Below are 14,637 nucleotides of genomic sequence, written 5' to 3' on the forward strand. Positions count from 1 at the left end.
CAAGCGCTATGGAAGAGTGGATAGGCGAACGCTGGCACCGTTTCATCAACGGGGCGGCCGATCGCAGCTGCGCGGCGGCGGCCGTCGAATTGCCGGCCATGCAGCAGGCCGTGGGCCTGCTCTACCGCGCCGCCGGCGGCGGCCATGGCGTGCGCATCGTGCCGGCCGCTGACATGCGCATCGGTGGCCCGCGCAGCTGGCTGCAACGCCTGGCCGGCAGCGGCACACGCGCCGCCCTGCCACGCCTGGACGCCGAGACTCTGGCCTTGCCGCCACGTATCGCCCTGTTCGCCCAAGTCGAATTGAACCGTGACCTCTACCTCTGGCTGGCGGCCTTGGCTGCCTGCTTCGAGACCAGCGAAGCACCGGCCGCCTGGGCGAGCGACAACCTCGCCGCCTGCCGCCTGGCCCTGCAACGCTGCCCGGGCCTGCGGCCGCGCTGGCTGCTTCTGCGGGACGCGCATCTGGCGCAGCGTCGCGTCGAGGCAAGAGCGCTGCGCTCGCCCGAGGCGCAGGCGGCCGAAGCGCGCCTGCAAACCCTGTTGATGGCCGAGCCGGAACAGGCCTTCGCCCGTGGCTACTTTGACAACTTTGACGCCGACGCCACCCTGCTGGCCCCGGTCTGGCTCTGGCTGCAAGCCCTGCCCGCAGGCTCGGCTTTGGCGGCCGGCCAAGCCCGCGAGGCGAAGGCGGGCAGCGGCGCGAACGCCGCGAACGGCGCTAACAGCATTCAGCCCGAGCAGCAAGAACAAGAAAAAAAGCGCCGCCGAACCCGCGCCGCCAAGCCGGCCTCACAGAGGGCACCGCTCTTGCTGGCTTCCAAGGCCGAATCGCTGCGCAGCTGGAGCGAGCATGTGCCGCTGGACCGCGCCAGCGACGATGAGACGGACCCGGAAGAGGCACGCGCCGCCGCCGACGATATGGAGGAGCTGACGCTGGCGCGCCAAGGCTCGGCCAGCGCCGCACGCATCAAATTCGACCTCGACCTGCCCAGCGCCAGTGCCGACGATCTGCCACTGGGCGCGGGCGAGTCGCTGCCCGAGTGGGACTGGAAGCGCCAATGTCTACTGCCCGATCATTGCCGGGTGCAGACCTTGGTGGCACGGCCGGGCGGCGCGCCCTTCCTGCCTCCCACTGCCCTGCGTCAGACCGCGCGCCGCCTGCGCCGCCGTCTCGAAACCCTGCGCGCCGCCCCACAGTGGCAACACGGCTGCAGCGAAGGCGAATCGCTGGATCTGGACGCCTGGGTGCGCCATCTGGCCGGCTTGCGCGCGGGCAGCAGCCCTGACCCGCAGGTCTGGGCCCGCCACCAGCGTGGCGAACGCAGCCTGGCGACCTTGTTGCTGGCCGATCTGTCCCTGTCCACCGACGCCTACGCCAACAACGAACAGCGGGTGATCGACGTGATCCGTGACGCGCTCTATGTCTTCGGCGAGGCCTTGCAGGGCTGTGGCGACCCCTTCGCCATGCTGGGCTTCAGCTCGGTGCGGCGCAGCCAGGTACGCATCCATCAGCTCAAGGGTTTCGACGAGGCTTGGGGGCGCGCGGTGCAAAGCCGCGTCGGCGCTATCAAACCCGGCTACTACACCCGTATGGGTGCGGCAATTCGCCTCGCCACCCGCCGGCTGCAACAGCGCCCCGAACGCCAGCGCCTGCTGCTGCTCTTGACGGACGGCAAGCCCAATGACCTGGATGTCTACGAGGGCCGCTGGGGCATCGAGGACACCCGCGAGGCGGTGCGCGAGGCCCGCCGGGCCGGCCTGCAGCCCTTTTGCCTGAGCATCGACGAGCAGGCCCAGGACTATCTGCCCCATCTATTCGGCCACCAAGGCTGGGCCCGCGTGGCCCGACCGACCGAACTGCCGCTGCGCCTGGCCGGGATCTACAGCCGCTTGACACGATGCCTTTAAGCCCCTGCCGGGCGGCGATGCGACGCCCGGCAGCCCCTGACCCAAAAAACCAACATAAAACGGAGCAACGCTATGGATATGCGCGCCTTTGACCTAGCTCGTTACCTCAGCGTTCTGCCCCTGTTCACCGACCTCAGCGCGCCCGAGCTGACAAGGCTGGCGCAAGGATGCAGCTTGCGGCGATTGACGCGCGGCGACCCGGTGTTTCGCGTCGGCCAGCCCTGCGAAGAGTTCCATGTCACCGTCACCGGTCAGGTCAAACTCTTCGCCATTTCTCCCAGCGGCCAGGAGAAAGTGATCGAGCTGGTCGGCCCGGGTCAAAGCTTTGCCGAGGCGCTGATGTTCACCGGGCAGCCCTACATCATCAATGCCCAGGCGCTGACCGACACCTTGCTTTTGTCGGTCGCCAAGCGGGCGGTGCTGACCGAGATCGAACATGACAGCCGCTTTGCCCTGCGCATGTTGGCCGGCATTTCACGCCGCTTGCACGGTTTGGTCCACGATGTCCAGGCCTACGCGCTGCACAGCGGGGTGCAGCGTGTGATCGGCTACCTGTTGCGCGACCGGCTGGCCGAAGATCAGGTCGACGGCGAGGTTGTCACGGTGTCACTGCAGGTCAGCAAGGCCACCATCGCTTCGCGCCTGAGCCTGACACCCGAATACTTTTCACGCGTGTTGCATGAGTTAGAGGTGGCGGGCCTGATTGAGGTGGACAAGCGTGACATCCACATCCTCGACACGGCCTTGCTGGCCGCCTACACCGGCGCGCAACAAAGCTGAAGTGCGGCGGGCACGCCCAAAAAATAGATGCCGTCGCTCGGCGGCTGCTCAGTGGGAGGTACCTTCATCGCGGTTGATCTTGTTCCAGACGTTGTATTTGCCGACCGGCTTGCTCATAGGCAGACGCTTGATCTCTTTGAAGCTGCTGCCGTCTAGCACGATGATCGCGCCGTCCATTTCCCAGACGCTTGCCAAAGCGTAACGACCGTCCTTGGTGAATTCGATATGGGCCAAGGTCTTGCCCGGCTCCTTGACTTGGGCCACGGTCTCCAGGGTTTGTTTGTCGATGATGGTCAAGGTGTCTTTCGCGCTGGTGCTGCTCATCATCGAGTCCACCCAGGCGTAGCGGCTATTGGCATGGCTGCGCATGAAGAAGCCTGGGCCGGGTGTGGCAATGTCTTTGAGCTTCTTCCAGCTCTGCAGATCGATCACCGTGACCAGCCCATCCATCAAGTTAGGGCTGGCCAAGACGCGCCGGCCCTGCCAATCAAAGGTGATGCCCGAACCGAGATGCGGCATACCGGGAATCGGCAGCGTGGCAATGCTGCGGCGCACATCCAGGTTGACCACCTGGCCGAGTTCAGCCTTGCCTTGGCCGTCCTCGGACGGCCGACCGGCGCCCAGCACATGCGCATAGCTCTGGTCGAAGAAGAAGTCATCCAGAGGCTGCGCCAATAGCGTGCGCCGGATATTCAGAAAGCCGTCCTTGGCAATGGCTTCGCTGGAGCGGTAGTCATGCACCAAACCGTCGTAAATCGCCGCGGCCTTGGGGTCATAGGAGATCTCCCAGATTTCGGCGATGTCTTTGAGCGCAACCACAAAGCTGCGGCGCGGGCCGGCGTCATAGACGGCCGAGACGCGTGAGCTTTGGACGCCGTCCAGCGTGGTGGCGGCGAACTGCTTCAGCGGATTCAAGTCGGCATCAAACAGCGCCAGCGTGTGCGGCAGGTAGTTGGCGGCCATCACCAGCTTACCGTCGCCGCTGACGGCGATATTGCGCATATTCAGGCCGGCGCGCACCTCGGCCACGATCTTCAAATTCCAGAGGTCGTATTTGGTGATCCAGCCGTCACGCGAGCCAAAGAAGACAAAACGCCCATCGGGTGTGAACTTGGGGCCGCCGTGTAGAGCGAAGCGCGAGGGGAAGCGGTGGATGACTTCAAAGCTGTCACCATCAAGCAGGCTGATATGGTGGTCACCACCCTCGACGACGACGAAGAGATTCATCGGGTCCGCCTTCCATTGCGGTACCGAGGGCCAGGTCTTGCTGGTGGCGTCAAAGCTGCGCGAGGCCAAGATATCGGCCGCGCCCCATTGCGGTGTGGGCTTGAGCGGCTGGTAGATCAGCGCAGCCAGGGCTTCGATCTCAGCCGGCAAGAGCTGCGCGCCAAAGGCCGGCATCTGGGTCGCCGGGCGGCCGTTTTGAATCACCTTCAAAGCCTCTTGCTTGCGCAGCCGGGCCAGGCTTTCCGGCAACAGCGCAGGCCCCATGGCGCCGAGGCGCTGCGCGCCGTGACAGCTCGCGCAGTGCTGGCCAAACAACGCCTGCGCATCCGCTTTGACAGTGGGCGGGGTAGCGAGCGGCGCGACGGGCGGAGTAGCGGGCGGAGCACCGGGCGCCGCCGCTTCGGCCCGGGCTTGACCCAGGCCCATCCAAAACAGACCGGCAGCCAACAGCAGCGGCGGGACGAGATCTTGCAGGTCTTTGAGCTTCATAGGTCGTGAATCGGAATGATGGGGGCGACGACAGCGGCCTTCTTCGCCTCGTTTTTGCCTGTGTAGCTGAAAGCGCTGCTTTCGACCCGACTCAGGCGGGCCGAGGCATCGGCAGAGAGGCCGATTTCGGCGTCGTCCAAGTAGCAGCCCGGATCTTCGGCCCACAGGTCGCCGGTGACCTGCTGGGCGCGTACCCGGGTGTTGCCGCCACACAGCGCGAAATGTGCGCATTCGGCGCAGCGCCCCTTGACCGGGCGCGGTTTGGTTTTGAGCCCATCCATCAAGGGGTCACTGCGGTCGCTCCAGATCGCCGAGAAGGGGCGCTGGCGCAAATTGCCAAGCGGGTAATGCCACCACATCGTGTCCGGATGGACCTCGCCCAAGTTGTCGATATTGGCCACCCCGACGCCCGAGGCATTGCCGCCCCAGGCGACCAGGCGTTCGCGCAAGGCGGGCGCCCATCGCGGCCAACGCTGCTCTACCCAGCGCAGCAGATAGGCGGCATCCGCGTCGTTATTGCCGGTCACATAATCCCGTTCGCTACCGGCAACAGCGTCTGCCCACGCGGTCTCGAACAGCAGATCCAAGCCGGCGCGGGTGGCGTCAAAGCGCGCGTCGCGGCCGCGGTGGATATTGCCGCGGCCGGCGTAATTGAGGTGGGAAAAATAGAACTTGTCGACCTGCTCATCTTTCATCAACTGCAGCAGCGCCGGGAAGTCCTGGTCATTCAAATCGGTGAAGGTGTAGCGCAGGCCGGTCTTGACGCCCTGGGCGTGCAGCAGGCGAATCGCATTCAAGGACGCGTCATAGGCACCGTCCAGGCGCCTGAACTTGTCATGCGTTTCGCGGGTGCCGTCGATGCTGATGCCCACATAATCAAACTTCTGTGCGGCAATGCGCTCGGCCATGGGCGCGTCGATCAAGGTGCCATTGGTGGAGAGTGCGGTGTAGAAGCCTTGGGCCTGGGCGCGCGCGGCGATCTCGAACAGATCGGGGCGCAACAGCGGCTCGCCGCCGGAAAGAATCAAGACCGGCACACCGTAGGTCTTGAGGTTGTCCATCGCGCTGCAGACCTCGGCAAAGCTCAGCTCACCTGGATAGTCGTGGTCGGCCGACAAGGCATAGCAGTGCTTGCAGGTGAGGTTGCAGCGGCGCGTCAGGTTCCAGATCACGACCGGGCCACTTGCCCCGGCTCCGGCTTGACCATCCGGTTGAATTCGCCGTGTGGCCCGAGGGTATTCGCCGCTACGTTCTGCGGCGGCCACTTCACGCAAGTATTGGCTGATTCTCAACATGGTGTTCTCTCTCAGTCCTTCAGACGCAGGCCGGTCTTTTTGAGAATCGCGCTGCTGTACAAAATCTCGTCGGCACGGCAGGCCGAGCCGAGCAGGGCGCGAATTTCGGCCGCATGTTGCTCGACCTCGTCGCGCGCGTGGCCATGCACCATCGCAAACAAGTTGTAGCGCCAGGCGGGCAGTCGGCGCGGCCGACGGTAGCAATGGCTGACGCAGCTGAGCGAGCCGATGCGTTCGCCCAACTCGTCGACCAGCGCATCGTCGACATCCCAGACCGTCATGCCGTTGGCCAAATAGCCGAGTCGGTAATGGTTGGGCACGGCGCCGATGCGGCGGATCAGCCCCTTGGCTTGCATCTGCGCCAGCTCGGTCAGCACCTCGGCCTCGCTGATGCCCAGCACCGCGCCCAGTGCTTCGAAGGGGTTTTTCAGCAGCGGCAGGCCGGCTTGGGTGGCGGCGATCAATTGCCGCTCAAGAGGACTCAAGGCCATGGGCGGCTCCGCAGGGTAAGTTGGCTTGGGCCGGTAACTTCAGGCCGACGAAAAATTCGCGCTCCTTGGGGAATGCCAGCACCGTACAGTCGGTCAGCGCCTCGATTCGGGCGCACACGCTGTCAGCCTGCGCCGGCGTTTCGACGGCGATCACGAACCACATATTCAGCGCATGTTCGCGCCGGTAGTTGTGAGCGACCTCGGGCAAGGCATTGACCAGCATGGCCACCGCCTCGAAGCGCTGCTCCGGCACCTGCATGGCAGCCAGCACAAACAGTCCCCCGGCTCGCTCGATCTGGAACAGCGGCCCAAAGCGGGTCAAGGTGCCCTGCGCGAGCAGGCGTTGCAGGCGCTCAATGACCACGTCTTCGCTGTAGCCCAGCTCGGCGGCGATAGCGGCAAAGGGGCGCGGCAGCAGCGGCAAATCCTCTTGCAAACGGTTGATCAGGGCCGCGTCCAGCTTGTCTAGTCGGGCCAACTGCTGGCTCGCGCCATTGGAGTCATGCATCAAGAGTCTCCTGCACTTTTGAGCCGGACGTCAGGTCGGCAAAGTTGCGAAAGTAGCGTGCGCCGCATTGCTTGAAGCGGCGCCGGCTGAACAAGACCGTCTGCGGAACTTGCTCCAGATCGGCCGCCTTGCGCGCAGCTTCCAACCAGCTCAAAACCTCGCTGCGCTCCCGTCCGTGCAACATGCAATAAAGGTTGTAGGGCCAGCCCGGCGCGCGGGCGCGGCGGTAGCACAGCGTCACGCCGGGCTGCCGGCTGAGGATGTCCGCGTGGGCGTCAACGTCCTCGTCTGCCACATCAAACACGCACATCGCGTTGGCGGAAAAGCCCAACTCATGATGGCGCACCACCGCGCCAAAACGACGCAGCGTGCCCTGGCTCAGCCATTGCTCCAGCTTGGCGAAGATATGGGCCTCGCTGCAGCCCAGCGCCTGAGCCCAGGCGGCATAGGGGCGTGCGATCAAGGGCAGGCCGTCTTCTACCAAGGCCGCCAGGGTGCGGTCCTCGCTTTGCACCGTGCGGTCGTGGTCGTGCAGCTTCTCTTGCCCACCGGCACGGGCCGCACAGCCGGCCGCATGGGGCCGCCGCAAATCGAAACCCAGATTGATGCGATAAGCGCGCTGCATCGGCAGGCGCAGGGCCTGCAAGCCGCAAGCCTGCTCCAGGCTGCTCACGCCCGTCGCCACCTGCTCCGGATCGGCGCCGGTGATCACGAACCAGAGGTTATAAGCATGCTCACGTTCGTAGTTATGGTTGACACCTGCGTGCGCGCTGACCAAGGCCGCGACAGCCTCCATGCGCTGCGGCGGCACCGCAAAAGCGCAGAGCAAGGCCGCGCCGCCGGCGCCACTGCCCCAGATGCCGCCGATGCGGCCCAAGCTGCCGGACTCTTGCATGCGCTTGAACTCGGCCAGCACACGCTCTTGCCCGACGCCACAGCGCTGGCCCAGCTCAGCGAAAGGCTCGGGGCAGAGCGGAAAGCGCTGCTGCCAGTCGTTAATGAGATGGTCGGCGACTGTCATTTTTAGAATCCCATCCGATTGGCGCGGCTGCTGAAGAAGATGCCGCTGGGGGCGTCGATGCTCAGAACAGCCTGCGTCTCGAAACTGTCGGTGGCGATCACCGAGACGCGGTTGTCGTCGCGCGAGGAAATCCAGACCGCCTCGCCGCGAGGCGTGAACTCCATATGCAGCACCGCCCTGCCCGGCTCCAGCGTCTTGACGATTTGCCGGCTTTGCGTGTCGATGACCTGCACGCGGTTGTAGTCGGGCACGGCGAAATTGACCCAAACCTGGCGCCCATCGGGTCGGGCGATCACAAACACCGGCTGACCGGCGACAGGGATGCGCGCTACCTCGGACCAGCTTTCGGTGTCGACGACCAAGACCTCATGGCGGCCGATGGCGGGCAGGTAGGCGAACCGACCGGCGACCGCCCAGCCGCGCAGATGCGGCATCTTGAAGACCGGCAGCGGCTCCTGGCCACGCCCGTAGCCACCCAAGATTCGCGTTACTTTGGGCTCAGTCGCCCAGAGGTCAATCACGCCCAAACCGTCTTCGCCGAACAGGCCGGCAATGTAGTGGCGGCCATTGGGCGTGAGCAAGGCGTCATAGGGCTGGCGGCCGACGTCCTTGAATTTGGTGAGCTTGGGGGCGCCCGGGAGGCTGAGGTCGGCGATCCATATCTCGCCCGCATCAAACAGCGAATAGATGAAGCGCTTGCCCGGCAGGTCGGCCAGGCCGACCACGCGTGAGAGCTTGCCCGGCGCAAATTCGGCCGGAATGTCGGCCACCAAGGCCAGGGTCTTGGCATCGAAGACCTTGATGCCGCCGGGCTGGTAGTTCTGCGCCGCCACCAGGCTGCCGTCTTGCGAGATCGCGCCGCCAATCGAGTTGCCGCTTTGCTGCACGCGTGCGTCGGTTTTGCGCGTCAGCAAGTTGACCTTGCTCAGCGCGCCGTCGCGGCCGAAGACATAGGCCGTCGCACCATCGCGGCCGTAGACGACGGAGGCGTGTGACAGATCGCCGAAGCCATCAATGCTGCCGAGGATTTGCCGGCTCGTGGTGTTGATGACTTGCAGCGAACCTTTTGCCCGCTCGACCACTACGCCGAGGTCGCCGCTACCTATCAGTGCGGCGCAAGCTGGCGTGTCGATCATCGCAGCGGGCGGCGCTGGCTGTGGAGATGAGGCGCAGCCCACCAGTGCGGCCAGCGCCAGCAGCATGCAGCCCAGTGCTTGCTTCATGGTTTGTCCTTGCTTGGTGTTTCGCTGGGGAAACCCTGCAGCAGTTTTGAGGCGATCCACTCTGCTTCACTTTCGGAAATCATGCTGCGCCAGGGCGGCATGGGCGTGCCGGGCCGGCCGTGATAGATGGTGGCTTTGAGCGTCAGCAAGGGGATGTCGGCCAAGGCCTCGCGCGTCAGCGCGGGCCCCAGGCCGCCGGTCAGCTTCATGCCGTGGCAGCTGCCGCAGTCCTGCCTGACCATACGCACCAGTGCGGACTGGCGACCGAGCGTTGGACTCTCGGCCGCTTGAGCGCCAAGCGTCGCCAACATCAGACCGCAAACAAGCCACCGCATCACATCAGCTCTTGAGGATGGACTCCACGGCCGACTTCAAGTCGGCGTCGCTGATCTTGTCCGGCCCAACTGGCGCCATCGGCACCGGCCCAAAGGTGCCGGCGCCACCCTTGCGGACCTTCTCGCTCAGCTTGGCCACCACGTCCTGGCCCTTGTACTTGGCGGCGATGTCCTTGAAGGACGGGCCGACAATTTTTTTGTCCTTGGCGTGGCAGGCCATGCAGCCGGCCTTGTTCATCGCATCATCGAGTTCGGCGGCCTGAGCGCCGAAGCTCAGCAGCGCGGCCAGGGCTATCAACAACTGTTTCATCACTAACTCCTTTATGGAAGGGGCCGCACCGGCTGCAAGCCGGGCGGCCTTGGGCTGGCTCAATAGACGTCGTGCTGGGTGTTGTGCACATTGAAGTGCCCGGTCGGTGTGATCAGGCGCGGGTCCTTGATCACGGCCTTCAGCTTGAGCGTCTTGTCATCGACGATGACCATCGCGCTCTGCTTGTTCTTGGCCGACCAGACCGAGAACCACACCTCATCACCGGCCTTGTTGAACTCCGGTTGAACGACGCGTTTGGCGCCGTCGTCGCCGATGCCCGCCCATTCGGCAATCGGCAACACGGTGTAGCCCTTGTCGAGGTTCTTGATGTCGTAGACGGCGACCGATTGCGAGATCTTCGGATCCGGGTTCAGTGGCGAATCCGAATAGATGTGATTGCTCTTCGGGTGGCTCTTGATGAACAGCGCGCCGCCACCCTGGCCCTTCAACTCGGCCACCTTCTTGAAGGCGGAGTCTTTGTGGCCCTTGGGGTCGGTGCCGATCAGCGAGATCGAGTCATCGCCCAAATGGCCGGTCGACCAGACCGGGCCGTACTTGGGGTGGATGAAATTGGCGCCGCGCCCAGGGTGCGGGATCTTGCCCACGTCGATCAGCGCGGTCAGCTTGCCTTCCTTGGCGTCGATGACCGAGATCTTGTTGCTTTGATTGGCTGCCACCATGAAGTAGCGCTTGCTGGAGTCCCAGCCGCCGTCATGCAGGAAGGGCGCCGAGCCAATTTCGGTGACCTTGAGCGCGTCGAGGTTGGAGTAATCCACCATCAGCGTCTTGCCGGTTTCCTTCACGTTGACGACGAACTCGGGCTTGAAGTGCGACGCGACGATGGAGGCCACGCGCGGCTCGGGGTGGTATTCCTGGGTGCCGACCACCATGCCGCGGGTGCTGACGATCTTCAGTGGCTCCAGCGTGTCGCCGCGCATGATCACGTACTGCGGCGGCCAGTAGGCGCCGGCGATCACCAGCTTGTCGCTGTAGTCGCCTGACCCGCCCTTGTACTTGCTGGTGTCCACCGAGCGGGCTTCCAGGCCAATCCGTACTTCTGCGACGTTATCGGGGATGGGCATCCACAGGTCGATCATATTGATCTTGCCGTCACGACCGATCACGAACAGGAAGCGGCCGGAAGCCGAGGTGCGCGAGATGTGCACCGCATAGCCGGTCTTGACGATGTTGATGATCTTCTTGGTGTCGCCGTCGATCAACGCCACCTCACCGGTGTCACGCAAGGTGGTCGAGAAGATGTTCTCGATATTGAAGTTGTTCATCTTCTTGGTCGGCCGTTCGGCCGGCGGCACGATGACTTTCCAGGTCTGCTTGATCTGCGCCATGCCGAATTCGGGCGGCACGGGCGCATCCTGCTGGATGTAGCGGGCCATCACGTCGACGGTCTTCTCATCCATCTCTCCCGAGGTCAGCCAGTTCGGCATGCCTGCGGCCGAGCCGTAGGCGATGAAGATCTTCAGGTAATCGGTGCCTTTGCCGAGCGTGATGTCGGGCGTCAGCGGCTTGCCGGTCGCGCCCTTGCGCAGCACACCGTGGCAGCCGGCGCAGCGTTCGAAGTAAGTCTTGCGGCCCAGCTCGAATTCCGCCTGCGTCATGGCCGGCGCCTTCGGGTTGGCACTTTGGTACATGGGCACATCACCGAGCGGCGAGGTGCCGGCCTGGTAGTTCATTTCAGCGGGTGTCACATTTTTCTTGTCCTCGGCCTGGGCCGCATTGCCCCAGGCCAGGGCAGCCAACATGATCACGGCAAGCCGGGACAGTTGCGGTGTCTTTTTTTCCATTGCTCACTCCGTCGGTAGGACGCTGCGAAGGGCAACGTCCGAGCAGCACTGCATCCATGGGCACTCAAGTGCATGGGCTCGCGAGGGGCTGCGGTTCCTGTGGCGAGCAGGAGCATCCTCTCGCTCGGAGGATCAAAAGTCCTTGAACTGGTTCAAGGACGCGGCGGGCCACAGCTTTTCAAATAGCGCTCATCGAAAGTCGACGCTTGAAGGAGCGGTGCGCATGAGCATCTTGGACGAACCCCTGTATTTCGGGCCCTTGAGCCGGGCTGTGCCCAGGGCTCCGGCGCATCAGCCGACAGTGAATACGGCGGCGCCGGCTCTAGTGACCTTGGTCGGCGCCGGACCGGGCGATCCCGACTTGCTGACGGTCAAAGCAGCGCGCGCGATTGCCCAAGCACAACTGGTGCTGTATGACCATCTGGTCTCCAAGGAGGTCTTGCGGCTCTTGCCACCCAGTGCCGAGTTGATCTATGTCGGCAAGCAAAGCGGGCAACATGCTTTGCCGCAGGAAGGCATCATCGATCTGATGCTGAGGCTGGCCCAAAGTGGCCGCCCGGTGCTGCGCCTCAAGGGCGGCGACCCCTATATCTTCGGGCGCGGCGGCGAGGAAGCGCAGGCCCTGGCCGCCGCCGGCGTGCCCTGCCAAACCATTCCCGGCATCAGCGCGGCGCAAGGCGCGGGCGCTTGCGCCGGCATCCCCTTGACGCACCGCGACCACGCCCGTTCGCTGGTCTTCGCAACCGGGCATCTCTGTGCGGCGCAAGCCACGCAGCCCAGCGGCGCCCCGCCCACGGTGGACCTTGACTGGGAGATGCTGGCTCGCCCGCGCCAGACAGTGGTGATCTATATGGGCTTGGGCGCCCTGCCCATCATCTGCGAGCAACTGATCGCCCATGGCATGGCGCCCGATATGCCGGCAGCGCTGATCGAAAACGCCAGCCTGCCCGAGCAGCGCTGCGTCAGCGGCAATTTGCAGAGCTTGCCCAGCCTGGCCCTGCTGCACGCGGTCAAGGCCCCGGCCTTGATCATGATTGGCACCGTGGTCAGTCTGCGGTCGGAGTTAGCCGCAGGGCTTGCCTATGCCCACGCGCACCAGCAGGCAGCCGTCACCAGATCTTGATGCGCTCGCCGGCGGGCTTGTGCAGCTTGTCGCCCGGCTTGGTGGCGAAGGCCTGGTGGAAGGCATCGTGGTTGACGACGCCCGCATTGGCGCGGAACTCGCCGGGTGAATGGGGGTCGGCGCTGAGCTGCTGCAGCATTTGCTGCTCGCGCACCTTTTCGCGCCAGATCTGTGAGAAACCCAGGAAGAAGCGCTGCTCGCCGGTATAGCCCGCCAACACCGGCGCGGGCTTGCCGCCCAGCGAGCGCAGATAGGCCTTGTAGGCGATTTGCAGACCGGACAGGTCGGCGATGTTCTCGCCCAGGGTCAGGCGGCCGTTGACATTCTTGCCGGGCAAGGCCTGGTAGGCATCGAACTGCGAGGCCAGGCGTGTGCCCAATGCGTCGAAGGCTTTGGCGTCGGCCTCGGTCCACCAATTGCGCAACATGCCGTCGCCGTCGTACTGCGCGCCCTGATCGTCAAAGCCGTGGCTAATTTCATGGCCGATGACGGCCCCGATACCGCCATAGTTGACGGCATCATCGGCATTCAGATCGAAGAATGGCGGCTGCAGGATGGCGGCCGGGAAAACGATCTCGTTGACGGTTTCGTCGTAATAGGCGTTGACGGTCTGCGGCGTCATGCCCCATTCACTGCGGTCCACCGGCCGGCCGGCTTTGGCCGCCTCGCGCGCCCAGGCGAACTTCGCGGCGTTCTGGCGGTTCAGCAAGGCCTCACCGGCTGTCACTTGCAAGGCGCTGTAGTCGCGCCACTGGCTCGGGTGGCCGATCTTGATCGTGTACTTGGACAGCTTGTCTTGCGCCGCCGCTTGCGTCTGCGGGCTCATCCAGCTCAAGCCCTTGATGGACTCACCGAACTCCGCCATCAGATTGTCGACCAGGCTCTTCATGCGCGCCGCATGGGCGGGGGTGAAATGCTGGGCGACATAGAGCTTGCCGACCGCCTCGCCGAGCGCCTCATTGACCTCGGCCGAGCCTTCCATCCAGCGCGGCAGCGGCGTTTTGCTGCCGGTCATCGCGCGGCCATGGAAGGCAAACGAAGCGGCCCGAAAGGCCTTGGGCAAGACCGCCGCATAGGCGTCCACGCTGTGTAATTTGGCATAGAGCTGCCAGTCGGCCAGCGGCGCCTCGCCGAGCAACTGAGCAATGCCGATGATGGCGCTGGGCTGGGTGACCGAGAGCCGGTCGATACTGTTCAGCTGCGCGGCGGCAAAGAATGCCGGCCAATCCAGGCCCGGCGCCTTGACCGCTAACTCGGCCGGTGTCATCGGGTTGAAGGTTTTTTGCACATCACGGTTGGCCACCGCATCCCAGTGCAGCTCGGCGATTTTCTTCTCCAGCGCCAGCACGCGGCGGGCGGCTTCGGCGGGCTGGTCCAGGCCGATCAGGCGCGCCAGGCTTTGCAGATAGATTTGATAGTCCGCGCGGGCGCGGGCCATGCGCTTGTCGCTCTGGTTCAGCAGGTAGTCGCGCTCGGGCAGGCCCAAACCCCCTTGGCTCGCGCGCACACGGTTGAGCAGCGGCTCCTTGGCGTCGGGGCCGACGCTGAGCTGTACAGGCGTGTTGACCATGCCTTGAGCGCGGCCCAGCCACTGCGCCAATTGCTGGCGATCGCTGATCGCGTCAATCTCGGCCAGCAGGGGTTTCAATACTTTCAGGCCGGCACGGTCGATGGCGGCGGTGTCCATGAAGCTGGCGTAAAAAGCGCCGATCTTGGCCTCGTCGCTGCCGGCGACCTGGGGGCTCGCGGCCAAGGCCTCGACGATGGCGCGCACCTGCTCGTCCGACTGCTCGCGCAGAATCTCGAAACTGCCATGCGAGCCCTTGGCCGGCGGGATCACCGTCGCCTTGAGCCAGCCGCCGTTGACCGCGCGGAACAAATCGTCTTGCACACGCACCTTGGGGTCAAAGCCGGCGAGATCGAGGCCGCTGCTCAGGCTGCCGCTGGCATGGCTGCTGCTCGCAACAATGCTGCTGGGGCTTCCCGCGCCACTGGGGTCGGCCGCATGGCTCAGACCGGCCAAAGGCAACAGCAACAGGGTCAGGCGGCGGAGTTTGAACAAGGCATTCATACGAGAAAGGGGGCTGAAATAGGTCTCTACCGGCGGGACTACAACAAGACCT

13 protein-coding genes are annotated in these 14,637 nt (G+C 64.5%); 3 read left to right on the plus strand and 10 right to left on the minus strand.

Translation table 11 applies throughout. The features are described 5' to 3' along the window. The first annotated feature begins 8 nt into the window (after nucleotides 1-8). Together LNV08_RS07640 and LNV08_RS07645 are read left to right on the plus strand one after the other, a co-directional pair. On the plus strand, nucleotides 9-1,910 hold the full coding sequence (locus LNV08_RS07640; protein ID WP_263533105.1) for a nitric oxide reductase activation protein NorD: 1,902 nt from the start codon (nucleotides 9-11) through the stop codon (nucleotides 1,908-1,910). Between the two features lie 72 nt (nucleotides 1,911-1,982). Beyond that, nucleotides 1,983-2,690 (plus strand): Crp/Fnr family transcriptional regulator, encoded by a 708-nt coding sequence (locus LNV08_RS07645; RefSeq protein ID WP_263533106.1) that lies wholly within the window; start codon nucleotides 1,983-1,985, stop codon nucleotides 2,688-2,690. A gap of 48 nt (nucleotides 2,691-2,738) precedes the next feature. Here the strand turns inward: LNV08_RS07645 and LNV08_RS07650 are convergent, their stop codons facing one another. Genes LNV08_RS07650 through LNV08_RS07690 form a run of 9 tightly spaced genes read right to left on the minus strand, consistent with a single transcriptional unit; the run spans nucleotide 2,739 to nucleotide 11,349 of the window. Then, a complete protein-coding gene (locus tag LNV08_RS07650) occupies nucleotides 2,739-4,406 on the minus strand; it encodes a cytochrome D1 domain-containing protein (protein WP_263533107.1) in 1,668 nt (555 codons plus the stop codon). Beyond that, entirely contained in the window at nucleotides 4,403-5,701 is a 1,299-nt protein-coding gene (nirJ, locus tag LNV08_RS07655; protein WP_263533108.1) for a heme d1 biosynthesis radical SAM protein NirJ, read from the minus strand. Before nirJ ends, LNV08_RS07650 begins: the two co-directional genes overlap by 4 nt. A gap of 11 nt (nucleotides 5,702-5,712) precedes the next feature. Beyond that, nucleotides 5,713-6,192: an Lrp/AsnC family transcriptional regulator gene (locus LNV08_RS07660; RefSeq protein WP_263533109.1), complete on the minus strand. Its 480-nt coding sequence runs from the start codon at nucleotides 6,190-6,192 to the stop codon at nucleotides 5,713-5,715. Beyond that, nucleotides 6,173-6,700: an Lrp/AsnC family transcriptional regulator gene (locus LNV08_RS07665; RefSeq protein ID WP_263533110.1), complete on the minus strand. Its 528-nt coding sequence runs from the start codon at nucleotides 6,698-6,700 to the stop codon at nucleotides 6,173-6,175. Before LNV08_RS07665 ends, LNV08_RS07660 begins: the two co-directional genes overlap by 20 nt. Next, on the minus strand, nucleotides 6,693-7,721 hold the full coding sequence (locus LNV08_RS07670; RefSeq protein ID WP_263533111.1) for an Lrp/AsnC family transcriptional regulator: 1,029 nt from the start codon (nucleotides 7,719-7,721) through the stop codon (nucleotides 6,693-6,695). Before LNV08_RS07670 ends, LNV08_RS07665 begins: the two co-directional genes overlap by 8 nt. Nucleotides 7,722-7,723: 2 nt before the next feature. Continuing rightward, on the minus strand, nucleotides 7,724-8,944 hold the full coding sequence (locus tag LNV08_RS07675) for a cytochrome D1 domain-containing protein (RefSeq protein ID WP_263533112.1): 1,221 nt from the start codon (nucleotides 8,942-8,944) through the stop codon (nucleotides 7,724-7,726). After that, entirely contained in the window at nucleotides 8,941-9,279 is a 339-nt protein-coding gene (locus LNV08_RS07680) for a c-type cytochrome (RefSeq protein ID WP_409993932.1), read from the minus strand. Before LNV08_RS07680 ends, LNV08_RS07675 begins: the two co-directional genes overlap by 4 nt. A gap of 4 nt (nucleotides 9,280-9,283) precedes the next feature. After that, the gene (locus LNV08_RS07685) at nucleotides 9,284-9,589 is read right to left on the minus strand and encodes a c-type cytochrome (protein ID WP_263533113.1); all 306 of its coding nucleotides are present in this window, start codon (nucleotides 9,587-9,589) and stop codon (nucleotides 9,284-9,286) included. Between the two features lie 59 nt (nucleotides 9,590-9,648). After that, nucleotides 9,649-11,349 (minus strand): cytochrome D1 domain-containing protein, encoded by a 1,701-nt coding sequence (locus LNV08_RS07690; protein WP_318014113.1) that lies wholly within the window; start codon nucleotides 11,347-11,349, stop codon nucleotides 9,649-9,651. Nucleotides 11,350-11,614: 265 nt separating this feature from the next. On the opposite strand from LNV08_RS07690, the gene cobA reads away from it, so the two are divergent. Then, entirely contained in the window at nucleotides 11,615-12,514 is a 900-nt protein-coding gene (gene cobA, locus LNV08_RS07695) for a uroporphyrinogen-III C-methyltransferase (protein ID WP_263533114.1), read from the plus strand. On the opposite strand, the gene LNV08_RS07700 is transcribed toward cobA, so the two are convergent. After that, nucleotides 12,501-14,576 (minus strand): M13 family metallopeptidase, encoded by a 2,076-nt coding sequence (locus LNV08_RS07700; RefSeq protein WP_263533115.1) that lies wholly within the window; start codon nucleotides 14,574-14,576, stop codon nucleotides 12,501-12,503. The two genes, cobA and LNV08_RS07700, sit on opposite strands and share 14 nt — an antisense overlap. Between the last annotated feature and the right edge of the window lie 61 nt (nucleotides 14,577-14,637).

It is taken from the genome of Paucibacter sp. TC2R-5 (assembly GCF_025717605.1).
GTDB lineage: Bacteria > Pseudomonadota > Gammaproteobacteria > Burkholderiales > Burkholderiaceae_C > Paucibacter_A > Paucibacter_A albus.

What these genes read in the sequence shown, in the direction of transcription:
- LNV08_RS07640 (WP_263533105.1), top strand. Translation starts at nt 9, where the DNA reads ATGGAAGAGTGGATAGGCGAACGCTGGCACCGTTTCATCAACGGGGCG.
- LNV08_RS07645 (WP_263533106.1), top strand. Translation starts at nt 1,983, where the DNA reads ATGGATATGCGCGCCTTTGACCTAGCTCGTTACCTCAGCGTTCTGCCC.
- LNV08_RS07650 (WP_263533107.1), bottom strand. Translation starts at nt 4,406, where the DNA reads ATGAAGCTCAAAGACCTGCAAGATCTCGTCCCGCCGCTGCTGTTGGCT.
- nirJ (WP_263533108.1), bottom strand. Translation starts at nt 5,701, where the DNA reads ATGTTGAGAATCAGCCAATACTTGCGTGAAGTGGCCGCCGCAGAACGT.
- LNV08_RS07660 (WP_263533109.1), bottom strand. Translation starts at nt 6,192, where the DNA reads ATGGCCTTGAGTCCTCTTGAGCGGCAATTGATCGCCGCCACCCAAGCC.
- LNV08_RS07665 (WP_263533110.1), bottom strand. Translation starts at nt 6,700, where the DNA reads ATGCATGACTCCAATGGCGCGAGCCAGCAGTTGGCCCGACTAGACAAG.
- LNV08_RS07670 (WP_263533111.1), bottom strand. Translation starts at nt 7,721, where the DNA reads ATGACAGTCGCCGACCATCTCATTAACGACTGGCAGCAGCGCTTTCCG.
- LNV08_RS07675 (WP_263533112.1), bottom strand. Translation starts at nt 8,944, where the DNA reads ATGAAGCAAGCACTGGGCTGCATGCTGCTGGCGCTGGCCGCACTGGTG.
- LNV08_RS07680 (WP_409993932.1), bottom strand. Translation starts at nt 9,279, where the DNA reads ATGCGGTGGCTTGTTTGCGGTCTGATGTTGGCGACGCTTGGCGCTCAA.
- LNV08_RS07685 (WP_263533113.1), bottom strand. Translation starts at nt 9,589, where the DNA reads ATGAAACAGTTGTTGATAGCCCTGGCCGCGCTGCTGAGCTTCGGCGCT.
- LNV08_RS07690 (WP_318014113.1), bottom strand. Translation starts at nt 11,349, where the DNA reads ATGTTGGCTGCCCTGGCCTGGGGCAATGCGGCCCAGGCCGAGGACAAG.
- cobA (WP_263533114.1), top strand. Translation starts at nt 11,615, where the DNA reads ATGAGCATCTTGGACGAACCCCTGTATTTCGGGCCCTTGAGCCGGGCT.